Raw genomic sequence first — 12,875 nt, 5'->3', positions numbered from 1 at the left:
TAATCTTCTCATTTTTATGAATCTGACACCTATCTCAGTTAATTTCGATATAGGAGATGGCCGGATCGTGACCATTGAAACTGGCAAGTTAGCCCGCCAGGCTGATGGTGCTGTGACGGTTCGTCTGGGCAATTGTATCCTGTTGGCTACCGTCGTTGCAGCTAAAACTCCAAAACCCGGACAATCTTTCTTCCCCCTTACTGTTGATTATCAGGAAAAATTTGCTTCTGCAGGCCGTATACCAGGTTCCTTCTTTAAGCGTGAAGGAAAACTGTCTGACTATGAAGTTTTAATTTCACGTTTGATCGACCGCGCTTTGCGCCCCCTTTTCCCGGATGATTATTTCTGCGAAGTACAGGTACTGGTGAGTCTCATCTCTTCTGATGCAGAAGTGATGCCGGATGCACTGGCTTGTCTGGCCGCTTCAGCAGCGCTGGCCGTTTCTGACGTGCCCATCCAGGAGATTATTTCCGAAGTAAGAGTGTCCCGCATTGAAGGACAGTTAGTTATAAATCCGAACCGCACTCCGCTGGAGAAAGCTGACATGGACTTCATCATTGGTGCTACTGACAAGAACATCATGATGGTGGAAGGTGAGAGCAAGGAGTGCAGCGAGGAAGATATCATCAAGGCGATCGAATTCGCTCACAATGCTATCAAGGTACAGGTAAAGGCACAGGAAGAACTCCGCGCTAAAGCTGGCGTTGCCGGCAAGCGTGCTTACGACCAGCCTTATGCAAATGAAGAGCTGAAAGCCAAAGTAGCTGCGTTTGCTAAAGACCGCATCCTCGCCGTAGCGAAATCTGCTTCTGCCAAGCATGACCGTGGTGATGCTTTCGATAAGATCAATGAAGAACTGGTAGAATCCCTGGGCGAACTGCCTGAAGAGGATGCTCCACTGGTAGGCAAATACTTCCACGACCTGGAAAAGGAAGTGGTACGTAACATGATCCTGGATGAATCTATTCGTCTGGATGGCCGTGGCCTGGACCAGGTACGTCCGCTGAACATGGAAGTAGATGTACTGCCTTCTCCGCACGGTTCCGCTCTCTTCACCCGTGGTGAAACCCAGTCCCTTACTACCGTGACCCTGGGTACTCCCGATGATGAGCTGCTGATCGAAAGCGCTGCGACATCAAAATATTCAAAGTTCATACTGCACTATAACTTCCCTCCGTTCTCTACAGGCGAGGTGAAACCTATGCGTGGCCCCGGCCGTCGTGAAGTAGGTCATGGTAACCTGGCGATGCGCTCCCTGAAGCAGATGATGCCAGGCAGCGAATACGCTTATACCGTACGTGTAGTGTCCGATATCCTCGAATCCAACGGTTCCTCTTCAATGGCGACCGTATGTGCCGGTTCACTGGCGCTGATGGATGCAGGTGTGCCTATTCCTAAACACGTTTCCGGTGTTGCAATGGGATTGATCTCCCGTGCTTCTGATGGAAAGTGGGCAGTGCTCACAGACATCCTCGGAGATGAAGACCACCTGGGCGATATGGACTTTAAAGTAACCGGTACACGCGATGGTATCTGCGGTATCCAGATGGATATCAAGGTAGATGGCCTGAGCATGGACGTAATGCGTAAAGCGCTGGAACAGGCACGTAAAGGCCGTCTGCATATCATCGATGCAATGTATGGATGTATTGAGGCGCCACGTCCTGAGCCGAAACCACATGCACCACGTATGGAGAAACTGATCATCGACCGCGAATTTATCGGTGCTGTGATCGGACCTGGTGGTAAAGTGATACAGGAGATCCAACGTGAAACCGGCACAAACATCAACATCGAAGAAGTTGGTGAAACCGGTGAAGTAAGTATCTTCTCTGCACAGAAAGAAGGCCTGATGAAGGCACTCGAATGGATAAAAGGTATCGTTGCTGTTCCTGAGATCGGCGAAGTATACGAGTCAACCGTGAAGTCAGTAATGCCTTACGGTGCATTCGTAGAATTCCTGCCAGGTAAACAGGGACTGCTGCATATCTCCGAAGTTTCATGGAAACGCCTGGAAACAATGGACGGTGTACTGTCTGAAGGTGAAAAGGTGAAAGTGAAACTGGTAGGTACAGATCCTAAGACCGGTAAGTTCAAACTCAGCCGTCGTGTACTAATGCCAAAACCAGAAGGTTATGTAGAAAGACCTGAAGGTGGCGAGCGTGGTGAACGTGGTGACAGAGGTGATCGCGGCGACAGAGGCGACCGTGGTGGCCGTGGCGACAGAGGTGATCGTGGTGGACGCGGTGATTTCCGTGGCGATCGCGGTGACCGTGGTGGAGATCGCGGTGACCGTCGTGGCCCTCGTGACGGTGGTGACAGAGGCGAGCGTGGTCGTCCTACACCTCCGCCTGATCAACCGCAGGAGCCAATGTTTGATGAAGAATCATAATTCAGACAGATCTTTCAGATCAATATACTCAGCAGCCGTCCTCTATCAGAGGGCGGCTGTTTTATTTCCACGCTATTTTATTTGTGAGAAAGCTGGTCGACCGTCTGACCATTCCTGTAAATTGTATCTTACTGCTGGATAAATCGCATTATATTTCATGACTAAAATTTCCACATCAGTGAAAACAAAACGCATTTCGTTAAACGTATATCATGGCTTTGCACTGGGAATGATCCTGTTCCTCCTGCCATGTCTGTTGCAGGCAGCCCATCATGCTCCTCCGAAGAAAGAATTTTACAGTATCCTGATCTATCATCTGAAAGATGCTGAACAGGAAACGCGTATGGACAATTATCTGAAAGATGCGCTGATTCCTGCCTTACATAAAGTTGGTGCAGCACATGTGGGTGTATTTAAACCTGTGGGTAATGACACCACTGCAGATCGCAGGGTATATGTTTTTATTCCAGGCAATTCTCCTGAACAGTTGTTACAGTTGCCAAGAACATTATTGCAGAATACAGCCTATCAGCAGGCAGCAAAAGATTTCATTGATGCTGCGTGGGACAAGCCAACGTATACACGCCAGGAAACGATTATACTCGAAGCCTTTCCCGGTATGACAAAAATGGAACTCCCGGGTTTGAAAGGACCTAAAAGCGAACGTATATACGAATTGCGCAGTTATGAAAGTCCGACGGACAAACTCTATCGTAATAAAGTAGAAATGTTCAACAAGGGCGACGAGATCGGTATTTTCAAAAGGTTGGGTTTCAACGCAGTGTTCTATGCTGAAGTATTGAGCGGCAGCCATATGCCTAACCTCATGTACATGACCACTTTTGACAATCGTGCTTCAAGAGATGAACACTGGAAGGCATTCAGTAGTGATGCACAATGGAAAACCCTGCTGGCAAAGCCGGAGTACAGCCATAATGTGTCTAAAGCAGAGATCATATTCCTGCAGCCCGCAGCATATTCCGAAATATAAGCTGAAGCTGTAATTATAATATAGCAGAAAAGGCCAGCGCATTGCGCTGGCCTTTTCTGCTGACTATCGACTATCTATCCGTTGATGAATTTACTTTGTGATTTTATCTGGCAGCGCCACTTCCTGCAAACTGCTCTATGTAATGATTACTTTCTTTGAAGATGATTTTACCGGAAGGTAATTTAAAGATCTTAAACGGCTGACCGGCGATATCTTCCCAGAAAATAGTGTACTGTGGTACAGACTTTTGAGTGCTTTTGTCGATCACTTTGATCCTTCCGTCTGTCAGCAGGCTGGATAACATATCTTCTATGTAAGGGAGGAGAATGTTCTCACCTTCTGTCCAGAACTGAATGAATTTATCCGTGCTGTATTCCAGGTTGGTATGTGTGGAATCGGCCAGGTAAGCAAGCGCGGAGGTGAAGTGAGATTCGATATCCTGTGCTGTCAGATGGCTGAACTGTACGTTACGGAAAGCTCTGTTATCGCTGTAACAGGTCTTCTGTAATACGGTATCCATTCCTTTCATGTAGTTCACCAGATCTACACGATTGATAACCAGGATACTGGTACTGTTCTTATAGACGATTGAATCTGTCATGGTATCGTCCGGGTATAATTTGACGATATCCTGGGCCTGGCTGGCATAGGCTGTTACCAGCATTGCCGCTGCTAAAAACAAGGTTTTCATATAATATGGTTTCAATTAAAGATATTGCAAATATAACAAAATAATTCTATGCATTTATCAGTTACCACATTAGTTATTAACATTACAATAACAGGTCTGGGCGCAGGTCTCACACGTACGCGTTATATATCATGCATTTAGTTTCTATATCTTTGTTGCTATGGCACATATAGCAATTACCCTGACCTGTACCGATGATACGAAAGACATTCTGGTGGCAGTGTTGTCAGAAAAAGGTTTTGAGGGGTTTGAAGAACAACCCGGTAATGTTCTCGTTGCTTACATTCCTGAAGAGGATTTTAATGAAGAAGAAACGAATGAGCTGACGACGGGTTTTGGTATGACGTATACGCGGGAACGTATAGAACAGACAAACTGGAATGCGGTATGGGAAAGTAACTTTCAACCTGTGCTTGTGGATAATTTCTGCGGCATCAGGGCTTCTTTCCATCCCCCTTTTGTTCCGCCCCCGCAACATGAAATACTGATCACCCCAAAGATGTCATTTGGAACAGGTCACCATGCCACCACTTATTCTGTTATCAAGTTAATGGAAGGCATTGATTTTGTGGGAAAGAATGTGTTTGACTTTGGCACTGGTACGGGGATACTGGCTATTCTGGCTTATAAGATGGGAGCGGCCATTGTGGATGCGATTGATATTGACACCTGGTCGGTAGAAAACACGAAGGAGAATATTGCCAATAATAATGCACTGCCGGTGAAGGTATGGCAGGCAGACAGCCTGAAGAGTATCCGGAACAGTTATAATGTGGTATTGGCCAATATTAACAGGAATATCTTACTGGAGTTCATGGGAGATATGCGCCGTATACTCGTCAGGGATGGTGTTTTATTGCTGAGCGGTATTTTAAAGGAGGATGAGACTGCGATCCTGGAGGCTGCCAGAAGGAATGCGCTGGTGCTGGAAACCCAGCTGGAGAAGGATAATTGGCTGGCTATGAAATTATTAGCGAGATAGTTGTGTTCGCTCTAGATAAATTAGTTAATATTACTCTGGAAACTATACAATTTTCGTGTTAACGAAATTCTTAATGTTTTCTTAATTTTAACGAACGAATTTACTATCTTAGCAAAACCTAACTTGTTGTATGACAGAATTATTGTTACTATTTTGTGCTTATCTCATTGGATCCGTACCTACCGCGGTGTGGGTAAGTAAAGGCGTTTTTGGGATGGATATCCGGGAGTACGGCAGCGGCAATGCCGGTGCTACTAATACTTTCCGTGTATTAGGACCAAAGGCGGGTTCTTTTGTGATGTTGGTGGATATGCTCAAAGGAGTAATTGCCGTGCGTCTGGCTTACCTGGTGGGCTACTATCAGAACCCTGAGCATCTGCAGGAGGTTACGACACAGCTGGTGAACTTCCAGATCGGTCTTGGTCTGGCCGCTGTAATCGGTCACATTTTTCCTATCTGGGCAAATTTCCGTGGCGGTAAAGGTATTGCTACCTTGTTCGGCCTGGTGCTGGCCATCCAGCCTTTAGTGGCTATCTGCTGCGTAGGTGTATTTCTGCTGAGCCTTTCACTGACCAGGTATGTATCGCTGAGCTCTATTTCCGCCAGTATCGCATTCCCTATCCTGATCCTCTACATCTTCAATGAGCCCGAAGTATTCTATCGCATCTTTGCTATTGCTGTTGCACTGATGGTAGTGCTGACACATCAGAAGAACATCTTCCGTCTTATAAACGGTAATGAGAGCAAGGTACCCCTATTTAAAAACAGGAGGGACAAAAAATAATCTGCGCTGCTACCGGGTATGCCGTATCCATTCTGGCATATCTCTTGTACTGAATGATATAAATGTTTTAATTTTCCTCGGATTTTGATTGTCGCTTTATAGGGTATTCAGATGCTTTATAGTGTGACGATCAAAGTTGCTTTAAACAACTGTAGTAGCACTTTTCGGACGGGTAATACCCGTCAAAAACAAATGTCAGATGCAAAACAAACTTCTTCTTATCGGTACCGGTCTTGCGCTTATTACAGCCTGCGCTAAAGTACCTATCACTGGCCGTAGCCAGTTAAACCTGATCCCTGAAAGCACCATGCAATCTATGGCGCTGCAGGAATATCAGAGTTTCCTTTCCCAGAACAAAACGATCGCCGCTACAGCCAGCAAAGATGCTGAGATGGTGAAAAGGGTAGGGCAACGTATTGCTTCTGCAGTTACCCGTTACATGACCCAGAATAATCTGGCCAGCGAGGTAGCTAATTACAAATGGGAATTTAACCTGGTAGATAGTAAAGAAGTGAATGCCTGGTGTATGCCGGGTGGTAAGGTAGTGGTGTATACCGGTTTATTGCCTGTAACACAGAACGAAACTGCCCTTGCCTGCGTAATGGGACATGAAATTGCGCATGCTATTGCCCGTCATGGTAACGAGCGTATGAGTCAGCAGGTAGTGGCACAGGGTATCCAGGTAGCTGGTTCCGTGGCACTGAACCGTAATCCACAGGCGCAGAATATCTTCCTGCAGTCCTTCGGTGTAGGTGGTAACCTTGGTATGCTGGCTTACTCCCGTAAGAACGAGCTGGAAGCGGATCATCTGGGTGTTATTTTCATGGCGATGGCCGGATATAATCCTCAGGAAGCTATTCCTTTCTGGCAGCGTATGGCGGCTGCAGGTGGCAGCAACAAACCACCAGAGCTGGTGAGCACGCACCCTAGCGATGAGCGTCGTGTATCACAGCTGCAGAAACTCATGCCTGAGGCAATGAAGTATTATACGCCTATCAAGAAATAATCAGATAGCTTATTGTAAAAGAAAAAGCATCCGTTCATCGCGGATGCTTTTTTCTTTTACACTTATTCAACAGATTATTTATCCACTGTTATTTCCACAATATTTTTGTTCTTCTGAATCTTCATCTTCTCGGGTACGTGTGCCAGTATTTCTTTCTTAAAGGCGGCGATTAAGGCCTGTTTAATGAAGAAGCGGTGTGTTACTATGCTGATCTCCCTTACCGGCTCCGGCGCCTTGAAATAGCGCACCATATTCATCTGCCGGGCAGACATTTCCTGGAGGGAGAGTTCCGGCAAAATAGTAAATCCGGCGTTCAGGTCTACCATTCTTTTCAACGTCTCTACACTGCCTGTGTTATATTCCAGGTTCTTATATTCGCCCATTGTAAATTTATCGCGACAGATGTTCAGTACCTGGTTACGCATGCAGTGTCCTTCATTCAGCAGCCACACTTCGCGTACGTCGATATCTTCCGGTTTAATATATTTCTTCTCAAACAGGCTGTTAGTCTTTGCTGTATACACCACAAAAGACTCGTAGAATAATGGTTGTTCATCCAGGTTGGGATTATGTAGCGGTGTCGCGAGCAATCCGCAGTCCAGTTGTTCCTGCTTCAGTTGCTGTATGATCTGCTCTGTAGGATATTCCCATATCTCCAGTTTCACTTTGGGATATTTCTTCATGAAGCCTGTCAGAATGCGTGGTAGCAGATAAGGCGCCAGCGTTGGGATAATGCCTACACGCAGGTGACCTTGCACTTCTTTTTTATGCTCGCCGATGATCTCTTTGATTTTCCCGTTTTCTTTCAGAATGATGCGGGATTGTGCTATGATCTCTATACCTATCTCCGTTGGGATCACAGGTAACTTACTCCTGTCGAAAATCTTGACTCCCAGCTCGTCTTCCAGCTTCTGTATCTGCATGCTGAGCGTAGGTTGCGTGACGAAGCATTTTTCGGCTGCAATGACGAAGCTTCGGTAGGTGTCAACCGCAACAATATATTCTAATTGAACTGTGGTCATGCGTCAAAATTACGAATAAGAATGACGAATTGTGTATGATGCAGGTCAGGAATTCGCTGCTGCTTCAGATAACTGTCGTCAGTGTGTATTGGCTTTTGTTTTCGCGTTCTGCATATCATAATGGTGGGGGATACCGCGGTTTTCAGGCTGGGATCACTGGCTGAGTTCTTTGAAGCTGCGCGCTATTGAGCATTTGGAATCGTGTGTGATTTTGAATATCGATTGAACTCCTATCAATCGTGTGGGCAGCTTCAAACAACTTAGGCCAGTGATTCCCACCTGAAACCGCTATGCCTATTGACTTCCACTGATGTATTTGGGTGCTGCATATCATGATGATGGACTTTCACTTGAATCAGGGAGTGATCGTTGACGAGATCTTTACTTCTATAGGGAGTTAGAAAATACCTGCCATCCATGCATACAGGAGGCAAGAGATTGTAATAGGGAGAGCGTAAGTAGCAGCGGTTTCAGATGGGAATGTCGGGCCTTCGGCTCTCTGGGGCTACGACTGATGCAGCTAAATCGACATTCCAAAGCTCATCCGATTGACAAAGCTAAATAGCTGCACACTGCCAGAGAGGCGCCGACCGACATCCCATACTGAAACCGAGCAACTTAGCGTAAACTATCAACAAACAACTATCGGGACCAATTCCAGCAGATCTTTCCAACAAACCGGAGCAACCTGACATAAAACAAAAAGGACGAATTACTACAAGTAATCCGTCCTTTATTATGCAGAAGGTGATCTGCTAGAATATTCTGTACCTGTATTTGATCTTGTCAGTATTATTATACAGCTCCTTGATGTTGATAGAAGCCTGTATCTCTTTCACCGCTTCATCCTTCAGATTACGGAACTCCGCTTGCTTGGTATCAATAGTGTTCTTGTCAGCCAAACCATTGTCCTGAGCAATCTTCAGGGAATTATTTACTTTACCGTAGTACGAATCCAGCAGAGTAAAGTATTCATTGTAGAGATTTTCGAAACGCTTCGTCTGCAGGATCAGGTCTTCCAGCTGGTTGTTCACCTCTTTTAAGTTTGGATTCTCACGCAGCAACGCCTCATAATCTACTTTTTTGCCTTTGCTGTATTTCGTCTCCAGATCATTAAAGAACGTCACTACTTTATCTCTTTTGAAGTCAAAGAAGAAGTCATTCATCGTTTCTCCCAATGATTTGTTACCACGCTGTGGCAGCTGATATTTCAGGGCGCTTGCGGTGAACATGAGGTGATCATACAGGTTGTCCTGCAGGAGATTCAGCTGATCTTTATTGAAGTTCAGACCATATTCGAATTTCTGGTTTGCATCATTCAGCGCTGTGTAATAAACTACATATTTGTTCAGCTCTTTTTCGAATTCTTTCAGCGTATTCTGATTGATCTCTTTATTGTTCACACTGATGCTGTGCAGAAAGTTCATTACTGAGTTAGCGATTGCCAGTGGCGGTGTCAAAGAGGTAAAGCTCTGGAAGATAGGGCTGGCAATGATGGATTTGGTAGATTCAACGATCTTACTGTTCTTTTCATTCTTGTCAGCCTTGCCTTTTAACACTACTTTCTCTACCAGTTCCACGATACGGTCGCTCAGAGAGAAGCCCAACTCTTTACTTTCCGGGTTGTTCAATGAGGTGATGAATACGTCGAGATTGTTGGTAGTAGTACGTGATTTCAGGTCAATGATCTTTTTATTCAGGAGATAATAAGTCTCACTTGCAAATACGATGTTGTTACGGATCAGTTCATATTTGGTAATGTTATCGATCTCACGTCCCTGCAGCAAGCCCTGGATGGCATTGGAATTCTGTTTGTCACTGTCGTTAATACGCTGCAGTTCCTCCATGATCCGGCGGATGGTAGTGTCCTGTGTTCTTACCTGAGGCATTACCACATTCTTCAACTCTGAATTTGGATCGCCTTTAGGTTGTTCAGTTGGCAGCTTCGGTTTTTCCGGTTCCTGTGCTTGCGCAAAATGGAAGCTTGAAAGTAAAATCAGTAATAGTGTCAGATATCTCATAGAATTTAAATGCGTGATCTTGACTGATTTAAAAAAAGCAAAACATTCACAATAGGATAGATTCTTCCCATAAAGCCGACAGTCAGAATGCCCGCTCTCAGTTGCGACCTGTAATTGTTTTTGCATGCACTATTTGCGTTTGCGTTTCATTAGCAACCCATGAAAATATGGTGCCAAAAAACCAGTTTACACAAAGATAACAATTTATAATAAGTTGAAATTGCCAGTCATTCAACTACTTTATTACCTTTAGCCGCAAATTACCCACTTTCATGTTAAATAATAAAAAGATAGTGGTCGTATTGCCTGCCTACAACGCCGCTTTAACTCTTGAGAAAACCTACAATGAAATTCCGTTTGACATTGTTGACGAAGTCGTATTGGTCGACGATGCCAGTAAAGATGAGACAGTTGCCGTCGGAAAGCAGCTGGGAATCAAACACATCATCCGGCATGATAATAACAAGGGCTATGGTGGGAACCAGAAATCCTGTTATAACAAGGCCCTTGAGCTGGACGCGGATATCGTGATTATGTTACATCCTGATTATCAATACACTCCGAGGCTTATTACAGCCATGAGCAGTATTATTGCAAATGATGTGTATCCCGTAGTGTTCGGGTCCCGTATACTTGGGAACGGCGCATTAAATGGAGGGATGCCCCTCTATAAATATGTTGCTAACCGCTTTCTGACGCTGGTGCAGAACCTGGTCATCGGACAGAAACTCAGTGAATACCATACCGGTTACAGGGCATTTTCAGGAGTAGTGCTGAAAAACATTGCGTATATGGCCAATGATGACGATTTCATCTTCGATAACGAAATGGTTTCTCAGATTTTTATGAAGGGTTATGAAATAGGTGAAGTAACTTGCCCCACCAAATACTTTGAGGAAGCATCAAGTATTAACCTGAAACGCAGCATTATCTATGGGTTTGGCGTATTACGGGTGTCCCTGCAGCATCGCCTGCACATGTGGGGATGGGTCAAAACGAAAATATATAACTGATAAATAACTGATTAAACTGTCTATTTTGGGCCTACAGTGGGAATTAGCTAAAAAATACCTGCATTATTATTTCACAGCGGGCAACCGGCACGATGTACATTCTCCCTTCGTATTTGATCTTGTGGAGAAGGTGTTACGGGATACGAAAAAGCCGGTAGTATTCGGCGAAATTGAACAGGTACGGAAATCTTTATTGCGCAGTACGGAAACCCTTCAGGTCACTGATCTGGGAGCGGGTTCTCTCACCAATGCGGGAAGGGAACGTAAAGTGAGCGATATCACCCGTCATGCGGCCAAACCGGCCAAATTCGGCCAGTTGTTCTATCGGCTGATACAATACTTCCAACCGGAGCATCTGCTGGAACTGGGTACCTCCATGGGAATGTCTACGGCATATATGGCGAAGGCAGCGCCTTCTGCTACTGTGCATACCATTGAAGGATGTCCTAATATTGCTGCCCGCGCCGGCCGTAATTTTGAGGCTTTACAGCTGCATAATATCAAACAGCATGTAGGCAACTTTGATACTGTATTACCAGCTTTACTGCAGGCCTTACCCCGACTGGACTATGTGTATATTGATGGCAACCACCGTTCGGTACCTACGCTGAATTATTTTGAGCAATGCCTGTCCAAAGTGCATGATGAATCACTGTTCATCTTTGACGATATTCACTGGACACCGGATATGGAAACTGCATGGCATACCATTCAGCAACATCCAAGAGTCACTTTTACGGTGGACCTGTTCTTTATCGGGTTGGTGTTTTTCCGCCCCGATATGAAGATAAAACAGCATTTTATACTGAAGTATTAACGTCATTGACTGATGTAAATAAGGGATTCCGGGTGAAACGTATGTTTTATCCGGAACTTTTGTTTTGTAAAGTACCAGTAGGCATGCCTTCCTGGAGTTGATTGATTTAGTCAATGGTTTGTATGGCAGGATAGGGCAGCAGGGCGATGCGCACCGGGCCCATTATCGTTACCTGAGACCGGCTGTCATAAAGTGTTACAGGTTATCGTTAGTGTTACAGATATTTATAGGGCAGGTAGCAGGTTTGTGATGCCTGATATTTTCCTGGGTTAAAAATTTTAATTTCAATACGAATATCCAATATCTAAACATCAAACATTCCATTATGAAAATACTCCGGGCCCTGGCAGTACTGCTGATAATACAGTTTTTCTGCTCTTACGCGCATGCGCAGACAAATCCTGATTTCAGCGCTTACAGTTACGAAACATTTATTCATAACGGCGATACGTTGGAATATCGCATGTTGCAACCGGTGGGGTATGATTCTCAGAAGCCTTATCCCCTGATAGTGTTCCTGCATGGTTCCGGCGAGAGGGGTACTGACAATGCGGCCCAGTTGTTGCACGGCGGCAGCCTGTTCCTGAAGGATTCCCTGCGTCAGCGTTTTCCTTCTTTTGTGATATTTCCACAGTGTCCTCCTGACTCCATGTGGGCATCGATGAAGGTGACCAGGGATAGTACAGGAAAGGCCATAAAGAGGGAATTTTCAGATGGTACGGACAGGCAATCCACGCCGGGATTGCTGGTAAAATTGCTGGTAGACAGCCTGATAAAGATTGAGAAAGTGAATAGCAAACAGGTCTATCTTGGAGGATTATCCCTTGGCGGAATAGGTACATACGACCTGCTGGCCCGTTATCCGAAGATGTGGGCGGCGGCCTTTCCGATCTGCGGAATAGGTAATGTCAGCACTGCGGCGAAATTCGCAAAAGTACCGCTATGGATTTTCCACGGCGGTGCAGATAATGTAGTACCTGTTTCAGGTTCAAGGGATTATGTGGAGGCGCTGAAGAAATTGAAGGCTAAGGTAAAATATTCAGAATATCCGGGCGTAGGGCATAACAGCTGGGATAATGCATTTGCTGAACCTGAGCTGCTGCCCTGGTTATTTTCTCATAAAAAGTAAGGAGACTAAAAACGCCCCGGCACATGA

11 protein-coding genes are annotated in these 12,875 nt (G+C 45.3%); 8 read left to right on the top strand and 3 right to left on the bottom strand.

Annotated features, from left to right (window positions below; all coding sequences use genetic code 11):
- The first annotated feature begins 16 nt into the window (after nt 1-16).
- Together L3C95_RS24590 and L3C95_RS24585 are read left to right on the top strand one after the other, a co-directional pair.
- On the top strand, nt 17-2,392 hold the full coding sequence (locus L3C95_RS24590; protein ID WP_236391757.1) for a polyribonucleotide nucleotidyltransferase: 2,376 nt from the start codon (nt 17-19) through the stop codon (nt 2,390-2,392).
- Nucleotides 2,393-2,549: 157 nt separating this feature from the next.
- Nucleotides 2,550-3,383, top strand: coding sequence for an NIPSNAP family protein (locus L3C95_RS24585; RefSeq protein ID WP_236391756.1), 834 nt, complete (start codon nt 2,550-2,552; stop codon nt 3,381-3,383).
- 103 nt (nt 3,384-3,486) lie between these two features.
- Here the strand turns inward: L3C95_RS24585 and L3C95_RS24580 are convergent, their stop codons facing one another.
- Nucleotides 3,487-4,074, bottom strand: coding sequence for a hypothetical protein (locus tag L3C95_RS24580; protein ID WP_236391753.1), 588 nt, complete (start codon nt 4,072-4,074; stop codon nt 3,487-3,489).
- A gap of 160 nt (nt 4,075-4,234) precedes the next feature.
- Here L3C95_RS24580 and prmA point away from each other — a divergent pair, with 160 nt between their 5' ends.
- The 3 genes from prmA to L3C95_RS24565 all read left to right on the top strand — a co-directional run bounded on the left by prmA (nt 4,235) and on the right by L3C95_RS24565 (nt 6,846).
- Nucleotides 4,235-5,056, top strand: coding sequence for a 50S ribosomal protein L11 methyltransferase (prmA, locus tag L3C95_RS24575; protein WP_236391750.1), 822 nt, complete (start codon nt 4,235-4,237; stop codon nt 5,054-5,056).
- A gap of 130 nt (nt 5,057-5,186) precedes the next feature.
- Nucleotides 5,187-5,840, top strand: a complete 654-nt coding sequence (plsY, locus tag L3C95_RS24570) for a glycerol-3-phosphate 1-O-acyltransferase PlsY (protein WP_149693089.1) — start codon at nt 5,187-5,189, stop codon at nt 5,838-5,840.
- 199 nt (nt 5,841-6,039) lie between these two features.
- Nucleotides 6,040-6,846 (top strand): M48 family metallopeptidase, encoded by an 807-nt coding sequence (locus tag L3C95_RS24565; RefSeq protein WP_236391747.1) that lies wholly within the window; start codon nt 6,040-6,042, stop codon nt 6,844-6,846.
- 74 nt (nt 6,847-6,920) lie between these two features.
- Here L3C95_RS24565 and L3C95_RS24560 read toward each other — a convergent pair whose 3' ends face one another.
- Nucleotides 6,921-7,868, bottom strand: coding sequence for a hydrogen peroxide-inducible genes activator (locus tag L3C95_RS24560; RefSeq protein ID WP_236391743.1), 948 nt, complete (start codon nt 7,866-7,868; stop codon nt 6,921-6,923).
- 755 nt (nt 7,869-8,623) lie between these two features.
- Nucleotides 8,624-9,889, bottom strand: a complete 1,266-nt coding sequence (locus L3C95_RS24555; RefSeq protein ID WP_236391740.1) for a hypothetical protein — start codon at nt 9,887-9,889, stop codon at nt 8,624-8,626.
- A 272-nt stretch (nt 9,890-10,161) separates the two neighbouring features.
- Here L3C95_RS24555 and L3C95_RS24550 point away from each other — a divergent pair, with 272 nt between their 5' ends.
- The 3 genes from L3C95_RS24550 (at nt 10,162) to L3C95_RS24540 (ending at nt 12,848) form a co-directional block, all read left to right on the top strand.
- The gene (locus tag L3C95_RS24550) at nt 10,162-10,902 is read left to right on the top strand and encodes a glycosyltransferase family 2 protein (protein WP_236391738.1); all 741 of its coding nucleotides are present in this window, start codon (nt 10,162-10,164) and stop codon (nt 10,900-10,902) included.
- 25 nt (nt 10,903-10,927) lie between these two features.
- Nucleotides 10,928-11,719 carry an O-methyltransferase gene (locus tag L3C95_RS24545; protein ID WP_236391735.1) on the top strand — a complete coding sequence of 264 codons (792 nt, stop codon included), beginning with the start codon at nt 10,928-10,930 and terminating at the stop codon, nt 11,717-11,719.
- Nucleotides 11,720-12,044: 325 nt separating this feature from the next.
- Nucleotides 12,045-12,848: a dienelactone hydrolase family protein gene (locus L3C95_RS24540; RefSeq protein WP_236391732.1), complete on the top strand. Its 804-nt coding sequence runs from the start codon at nt 12,045-12,047 to the stop codon at nt 12,846-12,848.
- The last annotated feature ends 27 nt before the right edge of the window (nt 12,849-12,875 follow it).

The sequence above is a fragment of the Chitinophaga filiformis genome (assembly GCF_021646545.1).
Classification (GTDB): Bacteria; Bacteroidota; Bacteroidia; order Chitinophagales; family Chitinophagaceae; genus Chitinophaga; species Chitinophaga filiformis_A.
This window is presented reverse-complemented; position numbering and strand designations above follow the sequence as displayed.

Coding starts and splice junctions, on each gene's coding strand:
- L3C95_RS24560 (WP_236391743.1), bottom strand. CDS start 7,868: ATGACCACAGTTCAATTAGAATATATTGTTGCGGTTGACACCTACCGA.
- L3C95_RS24580 (WP_236391753.1), bottom strand. CDS start 4,074: ATGAAAACCTTGTTTTTAGCAGCGGCAATGCTGGTAACAGCCTATGCC.
- L3C95_RS24540 (WP_236391732.1), top strand. CDS start 12,045: ATGAAAATACTCCGGGCCCTGGCAGTACTGCTGATAATACAGTTTTTC.
- L3C95_RS24555 (WP_236391740.1), bottom strand. CDS start 9,889: ATGAGATATCTGACACTATTACTGATTTTACTTTCAAGCTTCCATTTT.
- L3C95_RS24585 (WP_236391756.1), top strand. CDS start 2,550: ATGACTAAAATTTCCACATCAGTGAAAACAAAACGCATTTCGTTAAAC.
- prmA (WP_236391750.1), top strand. CDS start 4,235: ATGGCACATATAGCAATTACCCTGACCTGTACCGATGATACGAAAGAC.
- L3C95_RS24590 (WP_236391757.1), top strand. CDS start 17: ATGAATCTGACACCTATCTCAGTTAATTTCGATATAGGAGATGGCCGG.
- L3C95_RS24550 (WP_236391738.1), top strand. CDS start 10,162: ATGTTAAATAATAAAAAGATAGTGGTCGTATTGCCTGCCTACAACGCC.
- plsY (WP_149693089.1), top strand. CDS start 5,187: ATGACAGAATTATTGTTACTATTTTGTGCTTATCTCATTGGATCCGTA.
- L3C95_RS24565 (WP_236391747.1), top strand. CDS start 6,040: ATGCAAAACAAACTTCTTCTTATCGGTACCGGTCTTGCGCTTATTACA.